Annotated in this window: 22 protein-coding genes and 1 pseudogene; 11 read left to right on the top strand and 12 right to left on the bottom strand. The window is 68.8% G+C overall.

All coding sequences use genetic code 11. The features are described 5' to 3' along the window. Nucleotides 1-4: 4 nt before the first annotated feature. Nucleotides 5-667: an HD domain-containing protein gene (locus tag B5E42_RS11110; protein ID WP_087239595.1), complete on the bottom strand. Its 663-nt coding sequence runs from the start codon at nucleotides 665-667 to the stop codon at nucleotides 5-7. A 188-nt stretch (nucleotides 668-855) separates the two neighbouring features. Here B5E42_RS11110 and B5E42_RS11105 point away from each other — a divergent pair, with 188 nt between their 5' ends. After that, nucleotides 856-1,365: a helix-turn-helix transcriptional regulator gene (locus B5E42_RS11105; protein WP_087239593.1), complete on the top strand. Its 510-nt coding sequence runs from the start codon at nucleotides 856-858 to the stop codon at nucleotides 1,363-1,365. 70 nt (nucleotides 1,366-1,435) lie between these two features. Next, nucleotides 1,436-1,561, top strand: a complete 126-nt coding sequence (locus tag B5E42_RS19875) for a hypothetical protein (protein ID WP_255397015.1) — start codon at nucleotides 1,436-1,438, stop codon at nucleotides 1,559-1,561. Between the two features lie 68 nt (nucleotides 1,562-1,629). Here B5E42_RS19875 and B5E42_RS11100 read toward each other — a convergent pair whose 3' ends face one another. Beyond that, entirely contained in the window at nucleotides 1,630-3,549 is a 1,920-nt protein-coding gene (locus tag B5E42_RS11100) for a family 10 glycosylhydrolase (protein ID WP_087239591.1), read from the bottom strand. Between the two features lie 779 nt (nucleotides 3,550-4,328). Next, nucleotides 4,329-6,101, bottom strand: a complete 1,773-nt coding sequence (locus B5E42_RS11095) for an ABC-F family ATP-binding cassette domain-containing protein (protein WP_087239696.1) — start codon at nucleotides 6,099-6,101, stop codon at nucleotides 4,329-4,331. 161 nt (nucleotides 6,102-6,262) lie between these two features. Between B5E42_RS11095 and B5E42_RS19975 the strand changes: the two genes are divergently transcribed. The 4 genes from B5E42_RS19975 (at nucleotide 6,263) to gluQRS (ending at nucleotide 11,106) form a co-directional block, all read left to right on the top strand. Further along, nucleotides 6,263-7,876, top strand: coding sequence for an N-acetylmuramoyl-L-alanine amidase (locus tag B5E42_RS19975; RefSeq protein ID WP_087239589.1), 1,614 nt, complete (start codon nucleotides 6,263-6,265; stop codon nucleotides 7,874-7,876). Beyond that, nucleotides 7,873-8,859, top strand: coding sequence for a tRNA-dihydrouridine synthase family protein (locus B5E42_RS11085; protein WP_242967107.1), 987 nt, complete (start codon nucleotides 7,873-7,875; stop codon nucleotides 8,857-8,859). The genes B5E42_RS19975 and B5E42_RS11085 overlap by 4 nt, the downstream gene beginning before the upstream one ends. A 4-nt stretch (nucleotides 8,860-8,863) precedes the next feature. Beyond that, nucleotides 8,864-9,934 carry a pyrroline-5-carboxylate reductase gene (gene proC, locus B5E42_RS11080; protein WP_087239587.1) on the top strand — a complete coding sequence of 357 codons (1,071 nt, stop codon included), beginning with the start codon at nucleotides 8,864-8,866 and terminating at the stop codon, nucleotides 9,932-9,934. 92 nt (nucleotides 9,935-10,026) lie between these two features. Continuing rightward, nucleotides 10,027-11,106 (top strand): tRNA glutamyl-Q(34) synthetase GluQRS, encoded by a 1,080-nt coding sequence (gene gluQRS / locus B5E42_RS11075; protein WP_087239585.1) that lies wholly within the window; start codon nucleotides 10,027-10,029, stop codon nucleotides 11,104-11,106. A gap of 121 nt (nucleotides 11,107-11,227) precedes the next feature. Here gluQRS and B5E42_RS11070 read toward each other — a convergent pair whose 3' ends face one another. Genes B5E42_RS11070 through B5E42_RS11060 form a run of 3 tightly spaced genes read right to left on the bottom strand, consistent with a single transcriptional unit; the run spans nucleotide 11,228 to nucleotide 13,664 of the window. Beyond that, on the bottom strand, nucleotides 11,228-11,974 hold the full coding sequence (locus tag B5E42_RS11070) for a class I SAM-dependent methyltransferase (RefSeq protein ID WP_087239583.1): 747 nt from the start codon (nucleotides 11,972-11,974) through the stop codon (nucleotides 11,228-11,230). Between the two features lie 53 nt (nucleotides 11,975-12,027). After that, nucleotides 12,028-13,074 carry an alcohol dehydrogenase gene (locus B5E42_RS11065; protein ID WP_087239581.1) on the bottom strand — a complete coding sequence of 349 codons (1,047 nt, stop codon included), beginning with the start codon at nucleotides 13,072-13,074 and terminating at the stop codon, nucleotides 12,028-12,030. A gap of 5 nt (nucleotides 13,075-13,079) precedes the next feature. Continuing rightward, a complete protein-coding gene (locus B5E42_RS11060; protein ID WP_242967106.1) occupies nucleotides 13,080-13,664 on the bottom strand; it encodes a hypothetical protein in 585 nt (194 codons plus the stop codon). A gap of 100 nt (nucleotides 13,665-13,764) precedes the next feature. On the opposite strand from B5E42_RS11060, the gene B5E42_RS11055 reads away from it, so the two are divergent. Beyond that, a complete protein-coding gene (locus B5E42_RS11055) occupies nucleotides 13,765-16,668 on the top strand; it encodes a UvrD-helicase domain-containing protein (protein ID WP_087239579.1) in 2,904 nt (967 codons plus the stop codon). Between the two features lie 263 nt (nucleotides 16,669-16,931). Here B5E42_RS11055 and B5E42_RS11050 read toward each other — a convergent pair whose 3' ends face one another. The 6 genes from B5E42_RS11050 to B5E42_RS11025 all read right to left on the bottom strand — a co-directional run bounded on the left by B5E42_RS11050 (nucleotide 16,932) and on the right by B5E42_RS11025 (nucleotide 21,478). Beyond that, complete coding sequence (locus tag B5E42_RS11050) at nucleotides 16,932-17,513, bottom strand: uridine kinase (RefSeq protein ID WP_087239577.1); 582 nt, start codon at nucleotides 17,511-17,513, stop codon at nucleotides 16,932-16,934. Nucleotides 17,514-17,583: 70 nt separating this feature from the next. Continuing rightward, entirely contained in the window at nucleotides 17,584-18,996 is a 1,413-nt protein-coding gene (locus B5E42_RS11045; RefSeq protein WP_087239575.1) for a hypothetical protein, read from the bottom strand. A 2-nt stretch (nucleotides 18,997-18,998) separates the two neighbouring features. After that, nucleotides 18,999-19,739 (bottom strand): ABC transporter ATP-binding protein, encoded by a 741-nt coding sequence (locus B5E42_RS11040; RefSeq protein WP_087239573.1) that lies wholly within the window; start codon nucleotides 19,737-19,739, stop codon nucleotides 18,999-19,001. Beyond that, complete coding sequence (locus tag B5E42_RS11035; protein WP_087239571.1) at nucleotides 19,733-20,215, bottom strand: hypothetical protein; 483 nt, start codon at nucleotides 20,213-20,215, stop codon at nucleotides 19,733-19,735. Before B5E42_RS11035 ends, B5E42_RS11040 begins: the two co-directional genes overlap by 7 nt. After that, entirely contained in the window at nucleotides 20,205-21,056 is an 852-nt protein-coding gene (locus B5E42_RS11030) for a hypothetical protein (protein WP_087239569.1), read from the bottom strand. The genes B5E42_RS11035 and B5E42_RS11030 overlap by 11 nt, the downstream gene beginning before the upstream one ends. After that, nucleotides 21,053-21,478 (bottom strand): GntR family transcriptional regulator, encoded by a 426-nt coding sequence (locus B5E42_RS11025; protein ID WP_242967105.1) that lies wholly within the window; start codon nucleotides 21,476-21,478, stop codon nucleotides 21,053-21,055. The genes B5E42_RS11030 and B5E42_RS11025 overlap by 4 nt, the downstream gene beginning before the upstream one ends. 114 nt (nucleotides 21,479-21,592) lie before the next feature. On the opposite strand from B5E42_RS11025, the pseudogene B5E42_RS19970 reads away from it, so the two are divergent. The 4 genes and pseudogenes from B5E42_RS19970 to B5E42_RS11005 all read left to right on the top strand — a co-directional run bounded on the left by B5E42_RS19970 (nucleotide 21,593) and on the right by B5E42_RS11005 (nucleotide 26,863). After that, nucleotides 21,593-22,300: pseudogene (locus B5E42_RS19970) on the top strand (CatB-related O-acetyltransferase). A 35-nt stretch (nucleotides 22,301-22,335) separates the two neighbouring features. Beyond that, the gene (locus B5E42_RS11015; RefSeq protein WP_087239567.1) at nucleotides 22,336-24,582 is read left to right on the top strand and encodes a hydratase; all 2,247 of its coding nucleotides are present in this window, start codon (nucleotides 22,336-22,338) and stop codon (nucleotides 24,580-24,582) included. A 13-nt stretch (nucleotides 24,583-24,595) separates the two neighbouring features. Then, a complete protein-coding gene (locus tag B5E42_RS11010) occupies nucleotides 24,596-25,237 on the top strand; it encodes a DUF1847 domain-containing protein (RefSeq protein WP_343214189.1) in 642 nt (213 codons plus the stop codon). A gap of 777 nt (nucleotides 25,238-26,014) precedes the next feature. Next, nucleotides 26,015-26,863, top strand: a complete 849-nt coding sequence (locus tag B5E42_RS11005) for a hypothetical protein (RefSeq protein WP_087239563.1) — start codon at nucleotides 26,015-26,017, stop codon at nucleotides 26,861-26,863. The last annotated feature ends 41 nt before the right edge of the window (nucleotides 26,864-26,904 follow it).

The raw sequence follows: 26,904 nt of genomic DNA, 5'->3' as shown, positions 1-26,904 counted from the left end.
GCCTCTACAGCAGGCCCAGCCCGTTGATGTCCAGCTTGAAGGTGAGGCCCAGAAACTCGGCGGCCCTGCGGCAGAGCAGCATCCGCTCCAGGAAGATCTCAAAGTAGTCCATGACGGCGCAGAACTCGGTGTTGATGGACAGGGAGAGGGTGATGGTGCGCTGCTCCGGATCCAGGGTCAGGTCGGAGCGCTCGGCGGCGTAGTTCACCCGGTCGTGGATGTCGAAGCTCTGGTGCTCCTTGTTGCGCACCCGGCTGCGGCGCACGTCGGTCTTGTCCGCCAGGATCAGGGCGGCGGCGGTGGGGTTCACCGGGAAGGCGGTGGGGTCGTCGTGGTGGCCGATGGCGGTGATGACGGCGGCCACGTCCGCGGGCTCCATCCCCATCTTGTCCAGGATGCGGAAGGCCATGACCGCCCCGGTCTGGGCGTGGTCGTGGCGGTTGACCACATTGCCGATGTCGTGCATGTAGCCGGCAATCCGGGCCAGCTCCTGGTCGTGCTCCCCATAGCCCAGCTTGTCCAGGATGCGAGCGGCGTACTCGGCGCAGCGGGTCACGTGGGCGAAGCTGTGCTCGGTAAAGCCCCGGGCCACCAGGGACTGATCGGCCTGGGTGATGTAGGTGCGGATCTCCTCGGACTGGCGCACCTGCTTGTAGGTGATGTTCATGGCGGAGTCTCATCTCCCGTCTCGTTTGTGTCGTACAGGTATATTATATCCGGCGGCGCGCAAAAGGCAAGGAAAAGCGGCGCAGTGCCGGAATACAGCCCGCCGGAGCCGGAATGTTACATTTCGTTGCTTGCGGCAACGGGGATTTTCCCTTACAATGGGGGTCGCAGGAAAGGAGGCTGATGCCTGTGCTGCAGGAAAACATCAAAACGCTCCGGAAGGCAAAGGGGCTCTCCCAGGAGGAGCTTGCCGTCAAGCTCCATGTGGTGCGGCAGACCATCTCCAAATGGGAGAAGGGCCTGTCGGTGCCCGATTCCGACATGCTGCTCGCCCTGTCGGAGGCACTGGAGGCCCCCGTCAGCACGCTGCTGGGTGAGGCCGTCCCGGAGCAGGAGACGGATGAGCTGAAGGCCATCTCTGAAAAACTGGAGGTCATCAACCTGCGGTTTGCCCGGCAGAAGGCCGCGCGGCGCAGGGCAGTTCGCTGCTTGCTGCTGGCCTTGTGCGCGGCCACCGTGCTCCTGTTCGCGGGGCTGCTGGGATGGGGCAGTCCCTACCTGGACTGGGACTACAGCGATCCCGAGCGGGCCGTGGTGGGGGTGGCCCTCCACGCCTTCGAGTGGCTGTTTGTCCGGGCGGCGCCGATCATTCTGGCGGGGTCGCTCCTGGGCCTCTTCCTGACACGGAGACGGGCATAGCGTCCCAATCGGCACCGTTCGACCTCTTTCGCGCCCTCCCCGGCCTATACTGGCCGGGGAGGGCGATGTTATGCGGAGCTTTTTCCGGCGGCTGGCGGCCTGTGCCGCCCTGTTCTGCGCCAATCCCCGGGCTTTCCTCCGGGGGCTGGCCGACCCGGACAGCCCGGTGCGGCGGCTGCTCCGGCGGCCCAAGTGAAGTGACAAGTGAGAAGTGACAGGAAGGAGGCGCGCACAATCCTGTGCGCGCCTCCGCATGTTGAGAGGTTACCGGTCGTAGGTCAGCCACTTCTCGCCGTCATCCGTCTTTTGGTAGGTATGGGACACCGCCGCCTCCCGGATCTCGTCGCAGGCCCAGTGATCCTTGGGCACATCGGTGAAGGGGAGGGGGGCGGGCCGCTCCCCGGCCCGGCGATCCAGGGCGTGGTTGAGGATCTTCACCGCCTCCGCCCGGCCCACCGGCGCGTCGGGGCGGAAGGTGCCGTCGGGGTAGCCGGACACCCAGCCCTGCTCCGCGGCGAAGGCAATCACATCGGCGGCCCAGTAGCTCGCCGCCACGTCGGGGAAGGCGGCCGTGCCGCCGGTCACCTCGAAATAGGAGGAGATCAGCTTCACCAGCTCCGCCCGGCTGACCGGCTGCTCCGGCCGGAAGGTGCCGTCGAGGTAGCCGCTGGCGATGCCGTATTTCTGGGCAAAGGCCACGTAGGGGGCGTACCAGTCCCCCCGGCTCACGTCGGAGAAGCCGCCGGTGCCCGCCGCGCCGGTGTAGAGGGGGTTCCCGTCCCCATCCACGGACAGGCGGGCCAGCATGGTCACCGCCTCCGCCCGGCTCAGGGAGGCCTCCGGCCGGAACAGGCCGTTATTGCCCTGGATGTAGGCCTCGTGATCGGCGGTGTTGAGATGGGCCGGTTCGGCGGGCTCCTCCGGCTCCGCCGTGCCGTACCACTGGCGGTAGAGGCCGCCCAGGGCCTGGCTGTCCGCCAGGAACTGATAGCGGAAGTGGACCTCCCCCGTTACCTGAGGCAGAGTATCGTTCAGCTCCAGCTGGGCCTGGATGGCGTCCGTGCCGTACCAGGGGCTCTTGGGGTCGGCGTTGTCCGCCAGGTAGTCCGCCATGCCGATGTACAGGCGTACCCCGGTGCCCTTCACCGTGTCCGCCCACCAGCGGGCCACCGTGGCGTAGTCCATGCTCCTGTGGCCGATGTACCAGTAGATCTGGGGGCAGATGTAGTCGATCCACCCCTCCTTCACCCACTTGCGGCTGTCGGCGTAGGAGGCGTAGTAGCTCTCATACCCGCCGGTGGTGTTGGAGCCCTGGGGCAGGCTGCTCCTGTCCGCCCACACGCCGGAGGGGCTGATGCCGTAGGACAGGTTGGGGTCGATGGCGTGGAGCCGCTCCCCCAGCTCCTCCACCAGCCGGTTCACGTTGTCCCGCCGCCAGTCCCCCAGGTCGGAGAACCCGACGCCGTATTGGGCGTAAGTATCCGCGTCGTCAAAGCCGCTGCCGGGGTAGAAGTAGTCGTCCAGGTGGACGCCGTCGATGTCGTAATTGCGGGCCAGCTCCTCCGCGCCCTGGATGATGTACGCCCGCACCTCCGGCAGGCCGGGGTTGAAGTAGAACTCCCCCTCGTACTCCACCACCCAGTCCGGGTGGAGCTTGGCCGGGTGGTCGGCGGTGAGGGAATCAAACTCCGTCTGGCCGCCCTTGGTGATGCGGAAGGGGTTGATCCAGGCGTGGAGCTCCAGCCCTAGCGCGTGGGCCCGCTCCACCCAGTATTCCAGCGGGTCGAAGCCGTTCCGGGGGGCGGTGCCCTGGGTGCCGGTCAGGTACTTGCTCCAGGGGTAGTAGTCCGAGGGGTACAGGGCGTCGGCGGAGGGCCGCACCTGGAGGATCACCGCATTCATGCCCAGGTCGACGCACTCCTGGAGGATTTCGTCGGCGTCCCGTTTCAGCACCGCCGGGTCGGTGGTGGCCTGGCTGGGGTAGTCCAACCGGTACACGGTGGCCACCCACACCGCCCGGAACTCCTCACCGGCGGAGACAGGGGCCGCCTGTAAATCGGCGGCGGTTGAGGCGGGTGTCTTAGAGGCCGCCGAGGCGGCGGGTTTGGCCAGCATCGCCCCGCCGGACAGGGCCAGGGCGCCGGCCAGCAGCATGGCCAGAACGGGTTTCCAGAATTTTGTCATGAGGTCGCTCCTTTGTGAGTCAGTGTGTATGCGGATCGCCGCGATGACCGCTCGGTATTTCGGAGGCGTGGCACCGACGGCGGCCCGGCGGGCCAGGCCGGTACAGCGCGGCGGCTTTCAGGGGTTGCGGGGCAATCCCGATGCGTGCCGCCCAAGGCGCGGCAGCGCCTGTCACGAAACCGCCGGGAAAACGGGCGTCGATGCGCGCCCGGTTTCTGCCCTGTCCGTACAGCGCACCGCCGCCATGAACCCCCGCTTTGGGGGGTGCCGGGGGCTACTCCCCCGGCCCTTTCTTTCTCCCCGCTTTCTTTGGAAAGAAAGCGGGGCCCTGGCCGGGCAGGCCCCGCCGGGAGGCCGGGCCTCCACCAGGCAGGCGGATGATATCCGCCCCTACAGGGCAGGGCAATTCCCGCACCAGCCTGGCTTTTACCAGACGGGCGGCGCGCCGGGGTCGTCGCGCCCCACGGGGCCAGCGGTTGCGGGGGCAAACGGGCGGATGATATCCGCCCCTACAGGGCAGGGCAATTCCCGCGCCAGCCTGGCTTTTACCAGACGGGCGGCGCGCCGAGTCGTCGCGCCCCACGGGGCCAGCGGTCGCGGGGGCAAACGGGCGGATGATATCCGCCCCTACAGAGTGGGACAGTTACCCGCCGGCCGGGCAGGCCCGCCCCGCGAGGGGGCGCCCCGGTGCGGGAATGGGGGAACCCCTCATCCGGCCCCGCGGGCCACCTTCCCCCCGGCGGGGGGAAGGTAACGTGCGGCGGGGGCAAGCCCCCGCCCTACTGGTTGGCGATGCGCTCGGCCAGGTCGTTGAGGTACACCCAGCGATCCATCTTCTGCTCCAGGGCGGCCTCCAGCTCGGCCTGCTTCTCCTGGAGGGCCTGGAGGGCCACATAGTCGGTGGCCTGGGCGGCCTGATCCGCCTGTACCTGGGCCAGCTGGGCCTCCAGTGCGGCGATGTCGGCGTCGATGGTCTCGAACTCCCGCTGCTCGTTGTAGCTGAATTTCAGCTTCTTGGGGCCGGCGGGGCGGTCGGCCTTCTTCTCCGGGGCGGCGGGCTTGGGGGCCTTTTCGGCCTCCGCGGCCCGGCGGGCCTCCAGATACTCGGTGTAGCCGCCGGGACAGCCCTTCACCGTGCCGTCCCCCTCCACGGCGAACACCCGGCGGGCCACCCGATCCAGGAAATAGCGGTCGTGGGAGACCGCCACCACCGCGCCGGGGAAGGAGTCCAGGTAGTCCTCCAGGGCGGCCAGAGTCTGGAGATCCAGGTCGTTGGTGGGCTCGTCCAGCAGGAGGACGTTGGGGGCGGCGGCCAGCACGGAGAGCAGGTAGAGCCGCCGCTTCTCCCCGCCGGAGAGCTTGCCGATGGGGCTCCACTGCTCCTCGGCGGGGAAGAGGAACTGCTCCAGCAGCTGGGAGGCGGTGAGCATCCCCTCCGGCGTCTCGATGCGGCTGCCGATCTCTTTGACATAATCGATCACCCGGGTGTCCCCGTCCATGTGGGGCACCTCCTGCCGGAAGTAGCCGATGCGCACCGTCTCCCCCACCTCGATCTCCCCGCCGTCGGGGGTGAGATCCCCGGCGATCAGGTTGAGCAGGGTGGACTTGCCGCTGCCGTTGGCTCCCACGATGCCGATGCGGTCGTCCCGCAGGAGCATGCAGTCAAAGTCGCGGAGCACGGTGCGGCCGTCAAAGGCCTTGGTCACGCGGCGCAGTTCGATCGTCTTTTTTCCCAGACGGCTGAACCGGGCCGACAGTTCCAAGGTACTTTTTTCCGCCGGGCCGGTCTGGGCCTTCAGGGCCTCATACCGCTCCAGCCGTTCCCGGCTCTTGGTGCCCCGGGCGGTGGGGCCCTGCATCACCCACTGGTACTCCCGCCGCAGCAGGGCCTGCCGCTTGCGCTCGCCGGCCTTCTCCTGCTCCAGCCGCTCCGCCTTGCGGGACAGATATTTGTCGTAATTTCCCTCGTAGAAGAAGAGGCGGCCGTCCTCCACCTCCGCGATGCGGGTGACGATGCGCTCCAGAAAATACCGGTCGTGGGTCACCATGGCCAGGGCGCCCTTCCACTTTTTCAGATAGTCCTCCAGCCAGAGCACCATGTCGCTGTCCAGGTGGTTGGTGGGCTCGTCCAGCACCAGCACGTCGCAGGGCCGGGAGAGCACCGCCGCCAGGGCCACCCGGCGGCGCTCCCCGCCGGACAGCTGTCCCACCTTCTGGTCAAAGTCCCGTACGCCCAGGCGGCTGAGGATCATCTTCCCCTCGTACTCCGCCAGGGCCCGGTCGTCCCCGGACAGGCCCAGCACCACCTGCTCCAGCACGGTGTGTTCCCCGGGAAATACCGGGTTCTGGGGCAGGTACTCCAGACGCACGTTGGGATCCAGCCGCACCGTGCCCCGTCGGGCTCCTCCACGCCGAGAGCAGGCGCAGCAGGGTGGATTTCCCGCCCCGTTGAGGCCCACCACCCCACCTTGTCCCCGCTCCAGATAGAGGAGGCGTCGTCCAGCAGCACGGGTGCCGTAGCTCTTGTGCAGTTGTTCCGCTGACAGCAGCATGGTCATTCCTCGCTTTCCAGTGATCAGACACCAGTATACCGGAATGCGGGGAAAAAGGGAAGCCCCCTGGAAAATTTATGTCAACCTTTTTTGGCCGCCTTTCTTGACGGCTCCGGGGGAATACGGTAGAATGGTGGTATCTTACGCCGAGGAGTTCTGCCATGAGACGCGTCCTGTCCTTCCTGTTCCTGCTCTGCCTGCTCACCGGGCTGGCCGCCGCCCGGGCCGCTGGCCCCGCCGGCACCCTGTCCGTCTACTTCTATGATGAGTCCGCCGGCCAATATGGCGCGCTGACCGAAACCGACCGGGTCAACCTGACCCTGGACGGCACGGCCCTGTACCCCCTGGATGTGCCCGCCCTGGTGCAGTACCCGGCGGGGCAGAACGGCCGCACCCTGGTGCCCGTCCGGCTCATCGCCGAGAGCCTGGGGGCCTCGGTCACCTGGGTGCCGGACACCCGGCAGGTGATCCTCCAGAAGGGGGAGAGCACCATCGTCCTCACCCTGGGCTCCGCCACCGCCCTGGTCAACGGCCAGGAGATCCTTCTGCCCGACGGCATCCCCGCCGGGGTGGTGAAGTGGGAGGGGAAGGAGAGCACCATGGTGCCCCTGCGCTTCGTCTCCGAGCGCCTGGGGGCCACGGTGACCTGGGACAACGATACCTTCACCGCCGCCGTGGTCTCCCCGGCGGAGGAGCCGGAACCGGAGCCCTCGCCGGAGGAGCCGGAGGAGACCACCCCCGCCGAGCCGGTGGAGCCCGCCGAGGGGGATCGGGGCTATGTGACGGCGGTGAGTTTTGACGCGGAGAGCCAGGTGCTCACCCTGGCCACCGACCACACCCCCGAGTACCGGGTGGTGGATCTGGGGAGCCGGGTGGCCATCGATCTGCTTGGGGCGGTGCTCCAGACCCCGGCAGAGGGGGAGGTGTCCCTGGCCGTGGACAGTGAGGTGCTCGACCGCGTGCGCTACTCTCAGCACGGGGACGACCTGGGCTACGGCGTGCCCCACACCCTGCGGGTGGTGCTGGATCTCCAAAGCGGCACCAGCTACACCCGCAACCTGACCGTGGAGGCGGGCAGCGGCGGGGTGCGGATCACCGCCGTCCCCTCCCAGAGCATGGACGAGCTGCCCGAGATCGACCCGGACAAATACACCGTGGTGCTGGACGCGGGCCACGACGGCACCACCCTGGGGGCGGTGTACCCCGACGCCTCCGGCACCCAGATCTATGAGAAGGATCTCACCCTGTCGATGGTGAAGAAGCTGGAGGCCATCCTGCTGGCGCAGGGGTACAACGTGGTGCTCACCCGGGACGGGGAGACGGCCGGTGACCTGTATGAGCGATCCGAGCTGGCCAACGCGGTGGAGGCCGATGTGTTCGTCAGCATCCACTGCAATTCCGCCCCCACGGTGCCCACCTTCCAGGGGCTGTACACCTACTACCACCCCTCCAGCAACCGGAGCAAGCTCTTCGCCCAGGCGGTGCAGGACGCCGCCTGCGCCGCCAGCGGGGCCATCGACCGGGGCATTGCCTCCGCCGACTTCGTGGTGCTGCGGGAGACCAATATGGCCGCCGTTCTGGTGGAGACCGGCTTCATGACCAACGTGGAGGAGCTGGAGCGTCTGTGCGACGAGGACTACCAGCAGAGCCTGATGGAGGGGGTGGCCCAGGGCGTGGCCGACTATCTGCGCCTGGCGGAGGCCCAGGCGGCGGAAAAGGCCGCCGGCGAGACGGCCCAGCCCACGGCGTCCTCCGGCGTGGAGGAGGCCGCATGAGGGCGGACGGGCGGGGCGGCCTGCCCCTGGACATCGCCTTCGCCCCCATGGAGGGGCTCACCGGCGCCGTGTACCGGCAGGCCCATTGCCGGGTGTTCGGCGGCGCAGACCGCTACTTCATCCCCTTCATCACCCCCACCCAGGATCACCGCTTCACCAAACGGGAGCTGCGGGAGATCCTGCCCGAGCACAACCGGGGCCTCACCGCCGTGCCCCAGCTGCTGGTGCGGAAGGCGGAGGACTTCCTGTGGGCGGCGGGGGAGCTGGCCGCCATGGGCTGGGGCGAGGTCAACCTGAACCTGGGCTGCCCCTCGGGCACGGTGGTGGCCAAGGGCAAGGGCTCCGGCTTCCTGGGCCTGCCCGAGGAGCTGGAGCGGTTCCTGGACGCCGTCTTTGAAAACCCACCCTGCGCCATCTCCATCAAGACCCGACTGGGGGTGAGGGATCCGGAGGAGTTCGGCCCCCTGCTGGCGCTGTTCCGGCGCTACCCCCTGGCCGAGCTCACCGTCCACCCCCGGGTGCAGAAGGACATGTACAAAAACACCCCCCGGCGGGATTACTTTGCCGCCGCCCTGGCGGACAGCCCCTTTCCCGTGCGGTACAACGGGGATCTCTACACCCTGGGGGAGCTGGAGCAGTTCCAGAGGGAGTTCCCGGCGGCGGGCCGGGTCATGCTGGGCCGGGGCCTGGCCGGTGACCCCGCCCTGGGGCGCAAGGCCAGGGGCGGCCCGGCGGCCACACGGGACGAGCTGCGGGCCTTCCACGACCTGGTGTACGAGGACTACACCCGCATATTCGGCAGCCGCCGCAACGCCATGCTGCGGATGAAAGAGGTGTGGTTCTACCTGATCCACCTGTTCGGGGACAACGCCAGACACGCCAGGGCCATCAAAAAGGCCAGAGACACCGGGGAGTACGAGAGCGCGGTGGCGGCGGTGTTCCGGGAGCTGCCCCTGCTGCCCGACCTCCGGGCGGCGTGGTGAGGCCATGGGCTGGTGGGTCTATATCCTCCGGTGCGGGGACGGCACCCTCTACACCGGCAGCACCAGCGACGTGGAGCGCCGGGCGGCGGCCCACGCCGGCGGGAGGGGCGCCAAGTACACCCGGGGCCGGGGGCCCATTGCGGTGGTCTACCGGGAGGAATGCCCCGACAAGGGCGCGGCCCTCCGGCGGGAGGCCGCCATCAAAAAACTAAAGCGGCCGGACAAGCTGAACTTGATTGCGGCATATGCGGAAAGGCGGAGGAACATGAAGAAAGCGGCGTTTATCGGCACGGGCAACATGGGCGCGCCCCTGGTGGGGGCGGCGTGTAAGGCCCTGGGGGCGGAGCAGGTGGTGATCACCAACCGGACGAGGGCAAAGGCGGAGGCCCTGGCGGAGCGCCTGGGCTGCGCCGTGGCGGAGGACAACCGCTCTGCCGCCGCCCAGGCGGAGGTGGTGTTCCTCTGCGTCAAGCCCCAGATGCTCCGGGGGGTGGCCGAGGAGCTGGCCCCCGTCCTGGGGGCGGGCCAGACGGTGGTGTCCATCGCCGCCGGCCTCACCCTGGAGACCATCCGGGGCTGGCTGGCCGGGGCGGAGGAGCCCCCCGCCTTGGTGCGGATCATGCCCAACACCCCCGCCGCCATCGGCAGGGGCATGCTGGCCCTGTCGGCGGAGGCGGGCACGCCGGAGGCGCGCATCCAGGCGGTGGAGGCCATGCTGGCCCCGGCGGGCCTGGTGGAGCGCATTGCCGAGGGGCAGATGGACGCCTTCTCGGCGGTGGCCGGCTGCGGCCCCGCCTTCGTCTACCCCTTCATCGAGGCCCTGGCCGACGGCGGGGTGCTGGTGGGTCTGCCCCGGGGGCAGGCCATGACCTACGCCGCCCAGATGGTGCTGGGGGCGGCTGCCATGGTGCTGGAGAGCGGCAAGCACCCCGGACAGCTCAAGGACGAGGTGTGCTCCCCCGGCGGCTCCACCATCGCCGGGGTGGCCGCCCTGGAGCAGAACGGCTTCCGCTCCGCCGCCATCCAGGCGGTACAGGCGGCCTATCACAGGAACCAGGAGCTGGGCAAGGTATAGGGGCCTCGCGGGGGCCCTCCCGTGCCCCATTGATCCCGGTAGGGCGGGGGCCTGCCCCCGCCGCCGATCAACCGAAAGAAGGGGGAACAACCATGCAGACACTCCGGGGCCGTTTCGCCCCCAGCCCCAGCGGCCGGATGCACCTGGGCAACCTGTTTTCCGCCCTGCTGGCCTGGCTGTCGGTGCGCCGCGCCGGCGGCGTGATGGTGCTGCGGATGGAGGACTTGGATCCCGACCGCTGCCGCCCTGAGTACGCCCGGCAGCTGGCCGACGATCTGCGCTGGCTGGGCCTGGACTGGGACGAGGGCTGGCAAAAAGGGGGCCCCCACGGCCCCTACCTCCAGAGTGAGCGGACGGAGCGGTATGCCGCCGCCTTCCGGGCCCTGGAGGGGCAGGGCCTGCTCTACCCCTGCTACTGCACCCGGGCGGAGCGGCTGGCCGCCAGCGCCCCCCACCGGGCCGACGGGCAGGCAATCTACTCCGGGAAGTGCCGCTATCTGACGGAGGAGGAGCGGGTTGAGCTCGCCCGCACCCGCCGCCCGGCCTGGCGGATCATGGTGCCCGACCGGGAGATCTCCTTCACCGACGGCCTCCAGGGGCCCTACAGGGAGAACCTGCTCCGGGACTGCGGGGACTTCATCCTCCGCCGCTCCGACGGGGTGTATGCCTACCAGCTGGCGGTGGTGTATGACGACGGGGACATGGGGATCACCCAGGTGGTGCGGGGGCGGGACTTACTGGACTCCACCCCCCGGCAGCTCTGGCTCTATGAGTGCCTGGGCCTGACGCCGCCGGCGTTTTTCCACGTGCCCCTGCTGTGCGCCCCCGACGGCCGGCGGCTGTCCAAGCGGGAACACGATCTGGATATGGGGGCCCTGCGCCGGCGGTACACGCCGGAACAGCTCATTGGTCTGCTGGCCTTCTGGGCCGGGCAGATGGATCGGCCGGAGCCGGCGGCGGCGGCGGAGCTGGCCCCCGCATTCGACTGGGGCAAGGTGCCCCGGGAGGACATCACCGTGGGGGAGCTGCCTAGTGTCGAAAAAGCGGCAAAGCCGCTTTTTCGAGAAAGACCACATGGTGGAAGAGGTTCGTTTTCTTGCGAAAAAGTCACCCCTTCCACCATGAGAAGTGTCATTTCCGACGCACATGTCGCCGGAAATGACGGATTTTGATTTGATTCCTGCGGCTGTGGCCGCAGGAACTCTGCGAGGCTCTCCTTCGCGGGAGTTTTTTCGACAGCCTGGGCGGGCCGGGGAGTGTTCCCCGGCCCGCCTTTTGCCTGAGCGGCAGGCGCTACTTGGCGCACCGCGTGGCGATAAAAGAGGGAATGTTGTGCCGGTGCAGATTGCCCTGGCCGTTGGTGTCCTCATACAGATCGGTCAGGCGGAAGCCGGCCTGGAGCTGCCCGCCCAGCTGCTCCTCCAGCGTATGGGAGAACTGAATCCCCCAGTCGTTTCTGAGGGACGCCTCATACAGGGCCTCATCCTTCAGCGGGTTGAAGGGCAGGGAGTAGGTGATCCTCTCCTCGTCGTCGTCAAAGGCGTAGTTGATGCCCGTGTCATACCCGCCCAGGAAAAGGCCGCCCTGTTTCAGCACGCGGTAGCACTCCCGGAAGATGGGCCGAACCTCCTCCACATAGCAGTTGGAGACCGGGTGAAAAATCAGGTCAAATGCCTCGTCCTCGAAGGGAAGGGGGCGGGTCATATCCCCCTGAACCACCGTGACCTGGTATCCCTCCCGCTCCGCCACCAGCCGCTCGCTCTCACACTGCCTGGGCGAGTAGTCCAGCACGGTACACCGCGCGCCGAGGGCGGAAAAGATGGGGATCTGCTGCCCGCCGCCGCTGGCCAGCCCCAGCACCCGCTTCCCGGCCAGCTCCCCGAACCATGCGTGGGGCACCGGCTTTGTGGGGGTCAGATAGACCTCCCACCGGCCATGCAGCGCATCCTGGTAGACCTGGTGGGAGATGGGCTGTCCCCACTCCCAGCCCTCCCGGCACCAGCCGTCGATCACGCCGGCGTTTACCTCCTGATAGCCCATGAAAATCCTCCTCCTGATGATGGTGTTTCCGTGCGCAGACGGGGCACCGGGGCTCAGCCCGGCGTGACCACCCACTTGAGGCAGTGGCCCTCGTGGGCCTCGAACACCCGGTAGCCCTCCAGGATCTCCGACAACGGCCCCCGGTGGGTGATGAGAAAGCCGGTGCGCAGCTTCCCCCGGGCCAGCAGCTCCACCAGCTCCGGCCCCCGGGACGCGTCCACCCCGCCGGTCTGGAACACCAGGTTCTTGCCGTACATGGCGGGAAGGGGGAGCACCTGGTCTTCCTCATACATGGCCACCAGGGCCACGGTGCCGTTGGGCCGGGCCAGCTGCCACGCGGTCTGGAAGGTGTCTTTCCCGCCGGCGCACTCGATCACCCCGTCGGCCCCCCGGCCGTCGGTGAGGGCCGCAACCCGCTCCGCCAGGGCGGGGTCGTCCGGGGCAAAGGCGGCCTCCGCCAGGCCCTGCTCCAGGGCCAGCTGCCGCCGCCAGGGGTCGGGCTCCACCCCGATCACGTGGGCGGCCCCCAGCAGGGCGGCGCACTGGGCCGCGCACAGCCCCACCGGCCCAAGGCCCAGCACCACCGCCGTGTCCCCGGGCTGGAATTGGCACAGCTCCGCCCCCCAGTAGCCGCTGGCCAGGATGTCCCCCACAAAGAGGGCGTCCTCGTCGCTGAGCCCGTCCGGAATGGGGGTCAGACCGGTGTCGGCAAAGGGCACCCGCACAAGCTCCGCCTGGCAGCCGTCGATGCGGCAGCCCAGCTCCCAGCCCCCGTGGACGCAGTTGTTCACATACCCCCGGCGGCAGAACCAGCAGTCCCCGCAGAAGGTCTCACAGCAGGCGGCCACCCGGTCGCCGGGCTGGAGGTTGGCGACGCCGCTCCCCACGGCCTCCACCACCCCCACGAACTCGTGGCCCAGCACCACGCCGGGGTTGGCCCGGGGCACCGCGCCGTTTCGTATGTGCAGATCACTGGTGCAGATGGTGGAGCGGGTCACCCGCACAATGGCGTCCCGGGGGTCTTTCAGCTCCGGGACGGGCCGCCGCTCCAGGGACAGCACCCCATTTCCCTTCCACACCAGGGCGTTCATGGTATCCATGAGCCTCACTCCTCCTCCGTGGAATCAACTATATCCGCAGGGCACTCCCGGCGGGCCGGAGGCCCCGGGTTCCCCCTGCTGGGGCGCTCCAGCCCCAGCGTGTCGTAGTATTCGTCGGTGTAGCGCAGCTTGCCGCCGTCAAAGGATGCCTGGATCTCCTTCACAGATCCGAAGGGATCCTCCATGGGGGTGAGGCGGAAGGCGGCGGCGATCCGGCTCAGCACCGCCCGCCCCTCCGCCGTGACGGCGTTCTCCGGGGCGCGGAGCCAGGCGTCGTACTGCTCCCGCGTCCAGTCCCCCATCTGCTCCAGCGCGGTGGTGGAGCCGCAGGCCAGAAGCAGCCGCAGGAAGTCCCGGAAGCTGTGGGCCAGGGGGCGGACGTACCGGTCCCCGGCGGGTATGGGGTTGACGCCGAACACCATGTCCCCGTAGCCGCGGATGCGGCCGAAGTGGATGCCGCCGCACCCCTCCCAGCCCAGCACCGTCATGCCCCTGGGGGTGCAGAAATAGCCGCCCTGGGCGGGGCCGGGGCACAGGCCGACGGGGGAGCAGTCCAGCCCCAGGGCCTGAAATCGTTTCAGCAGCGTCATGACCAATCCTCCTTTCCCCCAGTGTAGCACATCCCCCGCCTTGCGTCCACGGCCCAAAAAGCGTACAATGGGAAAAAACGCGAAAAAGGGGGAATGTGCCGTGTACATCGCGGATCTGCACATCCACTCCAAATACTCCCGGGCCACCAGCAAGGAGTTGGAGCCGGAGCAGCTGGACGCCTGGGCCCGGAGGAAGGGCATCGGCCTGGTGGGCACCGGCGACTTCACCCACCCGGCCTGGCGGGCGGAGCTGAGGGAGAAGCTCTCCCCGGCGGAGGAGGGGTTCTACACCCTGAAGGGGGCCACCGATGGCCCCCGGTTTGTGATCACCGGGGAGATCAGCACCATTTACAAGAAGGACGGCAAGGTGCGCAAGGTACACTCCCTGATCCTCCTGCCCCACCTGGAGGCGGCGGAGACCCTGTCCCGCCGGCTGGAGGCCATCGGCAACCTCCACTCCGACGGCCGGCCCATCCTGGGCCTGGACTGCCGGGATCTGCTGGAGATCACCCTGGAGTCCTGCCCCGAGGCGGTGTTCATCCCCGCCCACATCTGGACGCCCCACTTCTCCCTGTTCGGGGCCTTCTCCGGCTTCGACACCATAGAGGAGTGCTTCGGGGATCTCACCGGCCACATCCGCGCCCTGGAGACCGGGCTGTCCTCCGACCCGCCCATGAACCACCGCTGCTCTGCCCTGGACGGGTATACCCTGGTGTCCAACTCCGACGCCCACTCCCCCTCCAAGCTGGGGCGGGAGGCCAATCTGCTGGACACCGGCCTGTCCTACCCGGAGCTCTCCCGCGCCATCCAGACCGGGGAGGGCTTCCACGGCACCATCGAGTTCTTCCCCGAGGAGGGCAAGTACCACTTCGACGGCCATCGGAACTGCTCCGTGTGCCTCTCCCCAGTGGAGGCGGAGGCGGCCGGGGGAGTGTGCCCCGTGTGCGGAAAGCGGCTCACCACCGGCGTGCTCCACCGGGTGGAGCAGCTCTCCGACCGGCCGGAGGGCTATGTGCCGGAGAACGCCAGGCCCTTTGAGAGCCTGGTGCCCCTGCCGGAGGTGATCGCCGCCTCCGAGGGGGGCTCCGCCGCCGGGAAGAAGGTGGGGGCCAAATACGAGGCCATGCTGGAGGGGCTGGGCCCGGAGTTTACCATCCTCCGGGAGGTGCCCCTGGAGGACATCCAACGCGCCGCCGGGCCCCTGGTGGCCGAGGGCATCCGCCGCCTACGCTCCGGCCAGGTGGCCCGGAAGCCGGGATACGACGGGGCCTACGGGGTGATCCAGCTGCTCTCCCCCGCCGAGCGGGAGACCATGCGGGGCCAGGTGAGCCTCTTCGGGGCGGAGGCCCCCCGGCAGGCGAGATCCGCCGGGGGCGGGGTGGCAAAATCCTCCAGGGGGAGCCGGGCCAAGTCCGCCGCCCCCGCCGGGGAGCTGAACGGGGAACAGCGGGCCGCCGTCACCGCCGCCGGGCCCACCGTGGCGGTGGTCGCCGGGCCGGGCACGGGCAAGACCCACACCCTGGTGGAGCGGGCGGCCTGGCTGGTGGAGGAGCGGAAGGCCAAGCCGGCAGAGCTCACCGCCATCACCTTCACCAACCGGGCGGCGGAGGAGCTGCGGGCGCGGCTGGAAAAACGCCTGGGGAAGCGGGCGGCCCGCGCCATGACCATCGGCACCTTCCACGCCGTCTGCCTGGAGCTGCTGGGGGACGTGCCCCTGGCCGCCCCCTACCAGCAGCGGGCGGCGGCCTCCGCCGCCCTGGAGGCGCTGGGCCGGAAGGGGAGCCCTGCCGCCCTCCTGCGGGCCATTTCCCGGTGGAAAACCGGCATGGACACACAGGAGGATCCGGCCTTTGCCTGCTACCAGGAGAAGCTGGAGGGAAAGCTGGACTTTGACGACCTGCTCCGGGAGGCCCTGGAGCAGTGGCGGGCGGGGCGGACGGACAAACGGTTCACCCACCTGCTGGTGGACGAGTTCCAGGATGTAGACCGCCTCCAGCTGGCGCTGCTGCTGGCCTGGCGGCGGGAGGGGGGCACCCTCTTTGCCATCGGCGACCCGGATCAGTCCATCTACGGCTTCCGGGGGGCGGATCCCGCCTGCTTTGCCGCCCTGGAGGGGGCCCACACCGTTGCATTAAAGCAGAACTACCGCTCCACGCCGGAGATCCTGGCCGCCGCCCTGCCGGTGTTAGAGGCCGTGGACGGGAGAGCCCGCCCCCTGGAGGCTGTCCGGCCCCAGGGCCCGGCGGTGCGGCTGGTCACCGCCCCCGGCGACAAGGCAGAGGCCATCTTCGTGGCCAGGGAGATCGCCCGGATGGTGGGCGGCATGGGCATGGTGGAGGCCCAGGAGCTGGGGGCGGCCCGGGGTGAGAGGAGCTTCGGCGACATCGCGGTGCTCTGCCGCACCCGGCGGCAGCTGGCCCTGCTGGAGGAGTGCCTGGCCCGGTACGGCATCCCCTGCGTGGTGGCGGGCCGGGAGGACTTTTTGCTGGACGGGGAGGTGCAGGCGGCCCTGGCCTGGCTGGAGGCCCGGAAAGAGGAGGACACGCCCCCGGCGGCCCTGCTGGAGACCTGGACGGCCCATCACACCCCCTCCGACGGGGTGGAGCGGCTGCGCAACATGGCGGTGTTCTTCGACAATACCGCCGCCTTCCTCCGCAATCTCACCATCGGGCAGGAGGGGGACATCCTCCGCCGGGCGGGGGTGAGCTACGCCGCCGGGGCGGTGACCCTCTCCACCCTCCACGCCGCCAAGGGCCTGGAATGGCCGGTGGTGTTCCTGTGCGGCGTGGGGGAGGGGCGCATCCCCCTGGAGCGGCCCGGCATAAAGGCCGATCTCGCCGAGGAGCGCCGCCTGCTCTACGTGGGCATGACGAGGGCCAGGGACGAGCTGGTGCTCACCACCGGCGGAACCCCCTCCCGGTTCCTGGAGGGCCTGCCCCTGCAAAAGGAGGAGGCCCATCCCGCCGCCCCCCGGCCCCAGGGGGTACAGATGAGCCTGTTCTGAAGACTGTCGAAAAAGTGGCAAAGCCACTTTTTCGAGAAAGGCTGCATGGCGGAAGGGGTTCGTTTTCTTGCGAAAAAGTCACCCCTTCCGCCATGAGAAGTGTCATTTCCGAGGCGCATGTCCCCGGAAATGACAGATTTTGATTTTATTCCTGCGGCTGCGGCCGCAGGAACTCTGCGAGGCGCTCCTTCGCGGGAGGTTTGTCGACAGTTTGAGGGACGCCGGCCACTGGCCGGCGTCCCTTTTGGCATGCGCAGCTTCTGTTATCCGCCATGCGGGGTGGTGTCCAGCACCAGATCCCCGGCGGCAGGCAGGCCAACCCCCTGGAAGTAGTGCTCCTCCAGGGGGATCCACTTCTCCAGGAAGCGGCTCAGGCCCTCCGGCCCCTCCCTGTTGAGCAGGCGGCGGCGCTGCTCCTCCGCCTCGCAGGTGAGGAACACCGTCACGTCGTAGTACTTCCGCAGGGCGGGGTGGAGGGAATAGCTGCCCTCCACGATGGCAAGGCCGGGGACGGACACCTCCACCGGGGCCCCGTAGCCCAGGGAATGGCAGTCGAAGGGGCGGAAACGGGCCGCCCCCGTCTCCCGGATGGGGCGGAGCAGCTCGGCCTCCACCCGCTCATAGTGGACGTTGCCTCCGGGCTGGGCGTACCGCTGCGGCGTGCGCAGCTCCGGGGGCAGGAAGAAGTCGTCCATGTGGAACAGGGGACAGTGCAGCCGCCGGGCCGCCAGCTCGGACAGGGTGCTCTTGCCGCTGCCGCAGCGGCCGTCCACGGCGGCCAGGGCGGGGCGGCCCAGACGGGTCAGGGGGGTAAGGACTTCCAGCAGGGCCTCCAGGGGTTCCAAAGCAGGCCCCTCCTCTCTTTGGTTTCAGAATGTTTATCAGTCTATCACAAAAGGAGGGAAAAGGGAAGCCCTACCCCGTCCACGCCGCCCGGCAGTAGGGGGCGTCGATGTAGGGGGTGGAACAGGTGGTGTCCAGATACGTTCCCCAGTAGGTGAGCTCCTCGCAGGAACTCCGGCCCAGGGGTGTACTGTACGCCCCCAGCCAGGCCAGCTCCCCATGGGCAAAGACCGCCGTGTACCAGTCGTAGGCTCCGCCCCCGTAGTAGGGGCCGGTGACGGCCAGCCGCTCCCCGTCGAAGGCCCAGTCCAGGCCGCTGGCGCCCCACCGCAGCTCCTGGTACGGGGGGCTGCAGTTCAGCTCCTCCAGGGCGGAGGCATCCGCCGTGAAGGCCAGGCCCCAGCTCCCGGCGTCGTCCCGGGCCAGGACGGCCAGCCCGCCGCCGGGGGAGAGCACCGCGGCGAAGCCCGCCTCCCCGTCCAGGTGCCAGACCGGGTTGTCCGCCGCGCTGTCCAGGGGGAACAGCTCCAGCCTCTGGCGGAGCTCGAAGCTGTCCCCGTCCAGCAGGTAGAGCCAGGCGGTCTCCCCGTCCCGGGAGAGGAAGAAGAGGGTGTCCCCGTCGGCCAGGAAGCCGGCGGGCCGCTCGCCGTCGGGCAGAGACCAGCGGGTCTCCAGCGTCCGGCCCGCCCCGTCCAGCCAGTACAGGCCCCAGCCGCCGGGGATGCCGCTGTCGTCCAGGGCACCGGCCAGCGCCCCGCTGGCGCAGAGGGTGAAGAGCACGCCGTGGTCGTCCTGCGCGCAGGCGGAGGTGAGGGCCAGATCCTCGCTGCGGTACAGGCGGCAGCTGTCCAGGTTCCCCTCCGCGTCCACATTCAGCTGTACCTCCACCGTCATGCCCTCGGGCACGGGGATGGGGAAGTAGTCCTGAAAGCGGGCGGTGAGCCCCCCGGCGCCCGCCTCCGTGGCAGGCCAGTAGTCCACGGACAGGGGGAGTTCATCCATGTAGTCCGACAGGGTGATCTCCCGGTGCAGGGAGGTTCCCTCCCCCGCCAGGGGCTCATACCAGCTGCCGGAGTCCTGATCCCCCGGCTGGGGCGCGGTCTGGGCGGACAGGGCCTCCCACAGCTGGCCCAGCGGCCCCTCACGCCCCTCCCGCACCTCGTCAAAGGTGCTCAGCTCCACCTCCAGGGGCTGGGCGTCCTGCCACCAGGGGACATTCAGGTGCTGGGACGCCCCGGCGTAGTCGAAGAGGATACGGGCCTGCTCCGGCGCGTCGGCGGGGAGGGTGGCGATCCAGAACAGGTGGTCGCCGCAGGTGCGCTCGGCGGTGAGGGTGAGGCCGGCCGCCGACGACGGCTCCCCGGCCAGGGTGCGGCACGCCACCTCTATCTGATCCCCCTGGGGGGACAGGACGGCGGAGGCCCCCAGGAGCAGCCCCGCCGACAGGGCGGCGAACACCAGAAACGCGGCAAGTGCGCGGCGCATGGCTATTCCTCCTCCCCGTCGTCCAGCCCCTCCAGGGTTTTCAGCACCCGGTCTCCCCGGTAGTGCAGGGACGACTTTACAAAGTCCATCAGGCTCTCGCCCCGCTCCTCCAGCTCGCCGGTGGTCACGTCCCCGGCGATGGTACCCCTGTCCAGCAGCACCGCCCGGCTGATGAAGTGCTGCACCTCCTCCAGCAGGTGGGTGGACAAAATGATGGTCTCCTCCGGCTCCAGCAGGCCCAGCAGCAGCCTGTAGAAGTCCTCCCGGTTGAACACATCGTTGCCGGCGAAGGGCTCGTCCATGAGGATGTAGTCCGCCCCCTGGCTCAGGGCCAGGGTCACCTCCAGCTGGTTCTTCTGCCCGGTGGAAAATCCCCGGGCCCGGCGGTGGAGGGGCAGGGCGAAGAAGTCCATCAGGGCGTCAAACCGCTTTTCCCGGAACGTGGGGAAGTGCTCCTTGTAAAACTCCCGGTGAGCCGCCGGGGTGAGGGCGGGGAAGAAGGAGTGCTCGCAGGTGGCGAAGGAGAGGCGGGCGATGTTCCTGTGGGTGATGGGCTCCCCGTCCAGGGTGACGGAGCCGGTGTATCGCAGCAGGCCCAGGGCGCACTTGAGCAGGGTGGTCTTGCCCGCCCCGTTGGCCCCGAACAGGCCCACGATCTCCCCCGGCCCCACGGACAGGCTCACGCTGTCCAGGGCCCGGTTGGCCCCCCAGTAGGACTTGTACACGTTGTTCCAGTTCAGCATAAGGCACCTCCCAGCAGCCAGTGGGCGGGCAGCAGGCCCGCCGGGGTGAACACGCGGTAGTACAGGGCGCACAGGACGGCCACCGCGACGGCGGCCAGGACACACCATCCCAGGGCGGCGGCGGGGGCGGCCAGGCAGCGGCGGGCCAGCTCAAAGCGCTGGGGGAGCGTGCGCATCCGGTAGATGCTCCGCCCGCCCTGGTAGTGCCACAGGTAGTGGGCCGCCGCCAGCACCCCCTGCCCCAGGGCCAGCACCAGAAAGCCGATCCAGCAGCCCGCCGTCAGGGCGGGGAGGGGCGGCATGGTCAGCCCCTCGGCGCCGGTGCGGAGGGCGGTCTGGAGGTCGCGCAGGATGGTGGAGAACTGGCACAGGAAGATGATAAAGCCCGCCAGGGACGCCAGAGCCAGGGCACACCGCTGGAGGAAGCGCTCCTCCGCCCGGGGGAAGCCCGGGGGATACCAGAACTCAGTTTTCATAGAATGGTTCCCTCCCGCAGATCATGAGGGCGGCGTTGATCAGCACCGCCGCGCTGCCCCCCGTCAGGAGAAAGGCCATCAGGCCGGGCACAGGGGAGCCGCTGCCGGTATATACCTCCACCTCGGTCTCCAGGTAGGGCAGGAAGGCGGGATCCAGCCCCTGGAAGGGGAAGGCCCCCATGGGCAGGGGGAAGAGGAGGGCGGCGCCCAGAGCCAGGGGGATCCAGCCCCAGGCCCGGTGGCCGTGCCGCCGCTCGTGGGAGAAGGCGGCCGTGCCCAGCCCCAGGGCGGCGCAGAGCAGCAGGTTGCGCCCCCACAGCCACACGTCCTCCAGGGGGAGCAGGGCGTGGAGATAGGGGGAGCGCCAGCAGGCCAGGAACAGGGCCAGGGGGGAGGCGGCCCGCTCCGACAGGTGGGGCATGGCGGCGGCGCACAGGGCCAGCACCGTGCCCAGGTGGGCCGCCCAGTAGAACAGCAGGCACAGGGCTCCGTACCCGCCCCACAGCAGGGACAGGGCCCGCTCCCCCACCCGCAGGCGGCGGAGGGTGTACCCCGTCCGGCAGCCGGAGCCCTCCCACCCCAGGAGGGCCAGCGCCCCACACACCGCCGCCAGCCCCAGGCCGAAGCAGAGGGCGATGTGGCTGTGGGAGATCAGCCCCTCCAGGCCCATGGGGTTGTTGGCCGCCACCGTGCCCCCGTAGGTCTCCAGCTCAGGATCCCAGCCGTGCAGGGTGATGAGAAACAGGGCGGCCTCCGCCCCGCAGGAGACCAGGGTGGCGGCCAGCACCTTCCAGAAGGTGCACCGGGCCGCCAGGTCCAGCACCGAGCAATAGCGTCTCATGGCGATTCCTCCTGTTTGTCCCATAGTTGAAGCACCAGCGCCGCGGCCTGCTCCCTGTCCAGGCCCATCTGCCTCAGGGCGCCCACCAGGGCTGCGGCCTCCTCCTCCAGCAGGCGGCGGCGGATGGCCGCCGCCCGCTCCGGGGTGAGGGAGACCTCGCTCTTGGCCCCCGCCCGGGAGGTGATCACCCCGGCCTCCTCCAGGGCCCGGAAGGCCTTCTGGATGGTGTTGGGGTTGACCCCCAGCCGGGCGGAGAGCACCCGGCGGGAGGGCAGCTCGTCCCCGTCCCGCACCGTCCCGGCGGCGATGCCCCGCTCCAGGTAGCGGATGATCTGGAGGTAAATGGGCATGCCCTCCTCCAGCCGGAGTCCTTCAAAGGTGACCAGGGTGACCACCCCCTTTCCAAACTGTACTACAACCATAATACGGTTTCCAACTGTATGATAGCAGTAATACGGTTGCCTGTCAAGGGGCAATTCCGCCTTGCCACAGGCCCGCCGCCGTGGTACACTGACGCAGAAAAGAGGTGTGTCCATATGAACGGTATTCCCAGCCCGGACGTGGTGTTCCCCAACCGGTACGGCACGTCCTGCTTCCTGAAAAACGTGATCACCGCCCCCAACATCCAGGTGGGCGACTACACCTACTACGACCATGAGAGCGACCCCGCCGGCTTTGAGAAGCACAACGTGCTCTTCAACTACCCGGAGTTCGGGGACAGGCTGATCATCGGCAGATTCTGCTCCATCGCCAGCGGGGCCACCTTCATCATGGGGGCGGCCAACCACCGCATCAGCAGCGCCAGCACCTATCCCTTCGCCGTGTTCGGCGGGGTGTGGGCCGAGCGGGTGCCCGGCCACCTGTCCCAGCTGCCCCGGAAGGGGGACACGGTGGTGGGCAATGATGTGTGACTGGGCCGGGAGTGCGTGATCATGCCCGGCGTCCGCATCGGCGACGGGGCCATCGTGGCCGCCTGCTCGGTGGTGACCCGCGACGTGGAGCCCTACACCGTGGTGGGCGGCAACCCCGCCCGGCCCCGGAAGAAGCGCTTTGACGACGAGCTCATCGCCCTGCTGGAGGCCGTCCGCTGGTGGGACTTTCCGCCGGAGGTGCTGGCCGAGCGGCTGCCCGTGCTGTGCGACCCGGATCTGGAGCGGCTGCGGACGGCGCTGAAAACCTGGCGGCGGAGGGGAGCGGCCCGGCCTGACCGGAAATCCCTTGCGCCCGGCGCGAAAACTTGTTAGAATAGTGAAAACCAATGACAACGGAGGGGATCCCCATGCTGACCATTCACAATCAGGGTATGTACTACAAGAACGGTTCCTTCATCCCGGCCCGGGACGGCCCGGCGGCGGGCCTGCCTGCGCCCGAGGAGGCCAAGAAAGGCACCATGGCCTACGCCATCCTCAAGGCCCACAACACCGGGGAGGACATGGACAATCTGGCCATCCGGTTTGACGCCATGGCCTCCCACGACATCACCTACGTGGGCATCATCCAGACCGCCCGGGCCTCCGGCATGACGGAGTTCCCCCTGCCCTATGTGCTCACCAACTGCCACAACTCCCTGTGCGCCGTGGGCGGCACCATCAACGAGGACGACCACGTCTTCGGCCTGTCGGCGGCCAAGAAGTACGGCGGCGAGTTCGTCCCCGCCCACCAGAGTGTGATCCACTCCTACATGCGGGAGCGGTACGCCGCCCCGGGAAAGATGATCCTGGGCTCCGACTCCCACACCCGCTACGGCGCCTACGGCACCATGGCCATCGGCGAGGGCGGCCCCGAGCTGGCCCGCCAGCTGCTCAAGAAAACCTACAACATCGCCTATCCCAGGGTGATCGCCATCTACCTCACTGGCGCGCCCATCCCCGGCCTGGGCCCCCAGGACGTGGCCCTGGAGCTCATCCGCTCCACCTTTAAGGACGGCACCGTGAAGAACGCCGTCATGGAGTTCTTCGGCCCCGGCGTGGCCAACCTGTCCATGGATTACCGCTCCGGCATCGACGTGATGACCACCGAGACCACCTGCCTGTCCTCCGTCTGGCCGGCGGACGACACCCTGAAGGATCACCTGGCCGTGCTGGGCCGGGGGGAGGAGTTCAAGCCCCAGGCCCCCGCCGACGGAGCTTACTACGACGGCGTGATCGAGGTGGATCTGTCCGCCGTCCGGCCCATGATCGCCCTGCCCTTCCACCCCTCCAATGCCTACACCATCCAAGAGTTCAAGGAGAACATGGACGACCTGCTCCACCAGGTGGACGAGGACACCATGCGCCAGCTCAAGCTGAAGAACCAGCCCGTCTCCCTGCGGGAGAAGATTGTGGAAGGCAAGTTCATGGTGGATCAGGGCGTCATCGCCGGCTGCTCCGGCGGCACCTACCAGAACATCGTCCGGGCGGCCCAGATCCTGGACGGCCGCCCCATCGGCTCCGGCGAGTTCTGGCTGTCCGTCTACCCCACCAGCCAGCCCGTCAACCTGGAGCTGACCCGGAGAGGCTATATCGCCTCCCTCATGGCCGCCGGCGCGTCCATCCGCTCCTGCTTCTGCGGCCCCTGCTTCGGCGCCGGCGACGTGCCCGCCAACGGCGGCTTCTCCATCCGCCACTCCACCCGCAACTTCCCCAACCGGGAGGGATCCAAGCCCTCCGACGGCCAGGTGTCCTACGTGGCCCTGATGGACGCCCGGAGCATCGCCGCCACCGCCCTCAACGGCGGCGTGCTCACCGGCGCGGACGAGCTGCCTGAGCCCCCCGTGGATCCCGCCGTGGAGCCCTTCGCCTACGACCCCACCCCCTACCAGGCCCGGGTGTACTACGGCGTGGGCAAGGCGGATCCCAGCCAGGAGCTGGTCTTCGGCCCCAACATCGCCGACTGGCCGGAGCAGGTGGCCCTGCCGGAGAACCTGCTGCTCACCGTGTGCTCCGCCATCTATGACCCGGTGACCACCACCGACGAGCTCATCCCCTCCGGCGAGACCTCCTCCTACCGCTCCAACCCCATCAAGCTCTCCGACTTTGCCCTGAGCCGCAAGGATCCCCAGTACGTGCCCCGGGCCAAGGAGGTGCTGGCGGTGGAGCGCCTGCGCCGCACCAACCCCGGCGATCCCCAGGTACAGGAGGCCCTGATGGGCCACGACCCGGCCAGCACCGGCCTGGGCAGCATGATCATGGCCCTCAAGCCCGGCGACGGCTCCGCCCGGGAGCAGGCCGCCTCCTGCCAGCGGGTGCTGGGCGGCGTGGCAAACCTGTGTGCCGAGTACGCCACCAAGCGCTACCGCTCCAACGTGGTCAACTGGGGTATGCTGCCCTTTATCGCCGAGGACGTGAAGGACTGGAACATCCAGCCCGGCGACAGGCTCTACCTGCCCGGCATCCGCGCTGCCGTGGACGCCGGCGCGGAGGAGATCTCCGCCACCCTCATCCAGAACGGTGCCGAGAAGCCGGTCACCCTCAAGCTGCCCGGCATGACCCGGGAGGAGCGGGACATCGTCCTGGCCGGCTGCCTGATCAACTATTATGCCGACTGAGAGGGGCCGGGCCGTGGAGGAGTGCAGCCTCTCCTGCGCTGACTGCGGCAGCGCCGGCTGCATCAACAGCACGGGTAATTACCCCGCCTTCTGCACCACCGCCCGCCTGGCGGAGGGTGAGCTGGAGGAGGCCCTGGCCGCCGGCAACCTGCCGGAGAACCAGAAGGTGCTGAAGGCCGCCGCCCGGGTGGAGTACGAGGGATACTGCCGCCTCACCCGGGTGGAGGAGACCATGGATTTCGCCCGACGCATGGGCTTTCACAAAATCGGCATCGCCACCTGCGCCGGCCTGCTGAAGGAGAGCCGCACCCTGGCCCGCATCCTCCGGGCCAACGGCTTTGAGGTGTGCTCCATCGCCTGCAAGGCGGGCATGGCGGACAAGACCCTGGTGGGCATCGACGCCGACTGCAGGGCCGTGGGCATCAATATGTGCAACCCCATCCTCCAGGCCCAGCACCTGAACCGGCTGGGCACCGAGCTCAACATCGTGGTGGGCCTGTGCGTGGGCCACGACAGCATGTTCTGCAAGTACTCCGACGCCCTGGTCACCACCCTGGTGGCAAAAGACCGGGTCACCGGCCACAACCCCGCCGCCGTGCTCTACCAGGTGGACGGCTACTACAGGCGCCTGCTCCACCCCCAGGGGGGCGCATAGGGGCGCAACTGTGTGTGCGCCCACCCAAAGGGGGCACCGGCCTCCGGCTTCAGAACGGGGCCGCCGCTCAGAGCGGGCGCGCAATGCGCGCCCCTGCGTGGGGCGCGACGACCCGGCGCGCCGTTTGTAGGGGCGACCTGTGGTCGCCCGCCCGTCTATGGCCTTCCCCCCTGTGGGGGAAAGGTGGCATTTGCGGAGCAAATGACGGATGAGGGGTTCCCTGTTCTCACGCTGGGCCCCCCGGGGGCGCGCCTGCGCGGCGGGCGCCCCCATTTCTTCCCAAAGAAATGGGGGGAAAGAAGGGCCGGGGGGCTTCGCCCACCCTGGACCCCCCAGTACGGGGGCTCATGGCGGCGGTGGGCTGTACGGGGCTTGCAAAAACCGGGTCGGCATTGCCGCCCGCTCTATTGGCACTGACGCTACAGGCGCTGCCGCGCCTCGGGCGGCACGCATCGGGATTACCCCGCAAGCCCTGATAGCTGTTGCGTTGTACCAGCCTGGCCCGCCGGGCCGCCGTCGGTGCCATGCCGCCGAAATACCGGGGCGGCCGCTGTGGCCGTTCGTAGGGGTCGGACACCTGGCCGACCCGCCATTTCCCAGGGTATCACCCGGTTCCGGGGGCATGCGTCAGGCGAGCCGCTCACCCCCGCCGCACGCGCCCAATGGGGCGCCCGCCGGGCAGGCCCGCCCCGCGAGGGGGGGACACCCCGGCAAACGAACGGCGCGTCAGGGATGCCGCGCCCTACAGGATGCGCCGGAGAGAAGGAGGATTTTGGAATGAAACGCCGTCTCTTTGCAGCCATCGCGTGTATTCTGCTCTGTCTGGCGGTGCTGCCGGGCACCGCCTCCGCCGATACCGGGCCCAAGCCCGCCGTCACCATTACGGTGGTCAACGCCCCGGCGGGGGAGTACTATCTGGATCTGCTCATCACAGACCCAGAGCCGGATCACGACAACATCGAGGTGGCGGACTACGACCCCGAACTGATCGCCGGTCTGAAAAGCTGGGAGGACGAGGGCTGGTATCCCGCCCTGGTGACGGGAACCCGGGCGCCCCTGTTTGGTGAGCTGACGGCGGAGGCGGACGGTATCCACCGCTTCAGCTACCACGGCCTGCCCCGAACCTTCCGCATCGCCGTGTCCGGCCCGGGCGGGGCCCAGGCCACGGCGGAGCCCTTCACCCGCACGGTGTTCTACACCCACCTGACCTATGACTGGGAGACCAACACCATCACCTCCGCCACCTCCCCGGCGGGGTTTTACGGCCTCCAGTTTTTGTCCACCCTGGTGCCCACCCTGATCATAGAGGGCATTCTGCTGTGGCTGTTCGGCTTCCGGGCCAAGCGGGACTGGCTGGTATTTCTCATCGTCAACTTGGCCACCCAGGCAGGGCTCCACCTGTGGATCGGCTCCGGGGCCATGGCGGCGGGCTCCCACCCCCTGTACTACCTGGTGCTGATCGTGGCGGAGGTGCCCATCCTGCTGGTGGAGCTGGCCGCCTACGTGTTCCTGCTGAAGGAGCACAGCAGGCTCCGCCGGGCGGCCTACGCCGCCTGTGCCAACATCGCCAGCTACGCCCTGGGCTATCTCCCCCTCCACTGGGCGGTGGAATTTCTCTCCCGCTGAGAAGAAGTGTTTTACAGAGCACCCAAAATGCGATATAATAC

Origin of the sequence: Flavonifractor sp. An10, assembly GCF_002161215.1 — a bacterium.
In the GTDB taxonomy this organism is placed as follows: domain Bacteria; phylum Bacillota; class Clostridia; order Oscillospirales; family Oscillospiraceae; genus Flavonifractor; species Flavonifractor avistercoris.
Note: the sequence above shows the minus strand (reverse complement) of the source record. Positions and strands in the feature narration are given on the sequence as shown.

Coding starts and splice junctions, on each gene's coding strand:
- B5E42_RS11110 (WP_087239595.1), bottom strand. CDS start 667: ATGAACATCACCTACAAGCAGGTGCGCCAGTCCGAGGAGATCCGCACC.
- B5E42_RS19875 (WP_255397015.1), top strand. CDS start 1,436: ATGCGGAGCTTTTTCCGGCGGCTGGCGGCCTGTGCCGCCCTGTTCTGC.
- B5E42_RS11100 (WP_087239591.1), bottom strand. CDS start 3,549: ATGACAAAATTCTGGAAACCCGTTCTGGCCATGCTGCTGGCCGGCGCC.
- B5E42_RS11095 (WP_087239696.1), bottom strand. CDS start 6,101: ATGCTGCTGTCAGCGGAACAACTGCACAAGAGCTACGGCACCCGTGCT.
- B5E42_RS19975 (WP_087239589.1), top strand. CDS start 6,263: ATGAGACGCGTCCTGTCCTTCCTGTTCCTGCTCTGCCTGCTCACCGGG.
- B5E42_RS11085 (WP_242967107.1), top strand. CDS start 7,873: ATGAGGGCGGACGGGCGGGGCGGCCTGCCCCTGGACATCGCCTTCGCC.
- proC (WP_087239587.1), top strand. CDS start 8,864: ATGGGCTGGTGGGTCTATATCCTCCGGTGCGGGGACGGCACCCTCTAC.
- gluQRS (WP_087239585.1), top strand. CDS start 10,027: ATGCAGACACTCCGGGGCCGTTTCGCCCCCAGCCCCAGCGGCCGGATG.
- B5E42_RS11070 (WP_087239583.1), bottom strand. CDS start 11,974: ATGGGCTATCAGGAGGTAAACGCCGGCGTGATCGACGGCTGGTGCCGG.
- B5E42_RS11065 (WP_087239581.1), bottom strand. CDS start 13,074: ATGGATACCATGAACGCCCTGGTGTGGAAGGGAAATGGGGTGCTGTCC.
- B5E42_RS11060 (WP_242967106.1), bottom strand. CDS start 13,664: ATGACGCTGCTGAAACGATTTCAGGCCCTGGGGCTGGACTGCTCCCCC.
- B5E42_RS11045 (WP_087239575.1), bottom strand. CDS start 18,996: ATGCGCCGCGCACTTGCCGCGTTTCTGGTGTTCGCCGCCCTGTCGGCG.
- B5E42_RS11040 (WP_087239573.1), bottom strand. CDS start 19,739: ATGCTGAACTGGAACAACGTGTACAAGTCCTACTGGGGGGCCAACCGG.
- B5E42_RS11035 (WP_087239571.1), bottom strand. CDS start 20,215: ATGAAAACTGAGTTCTGGTATCCCCCGGGCTTCCCCCGGGCGGAGGAG.
- B5E42_RS11030 (WP_087239569.1), bottom strand. CDS start 21,056: ATGAGACGCTATTGCTCGGTGCTGGACCTGGCGGCCCGGTGCACCTTC.
- B5E42_RS11025 (WP_242967105.1), bottom strand. CDS start 21,478: ATGGTTGTAGTACAGTTTGGAAAGGGGGTGGTCACCCTGGTCACCTTT.
- B5E42_RS11015 (WP_087239567.1), top strand. CDS start 22,336: ATGCTGACCATTCACAATCAGGGTATGTACTACAAGAACGGTTCCTTC.
- B5E42_RS11005 (WP_087239563.1), top strand. CDS start 26,015: ATGAAACGCCGTCTCTTTGCAGCCATCGCGTGTATTCTGCTCTGTCTG.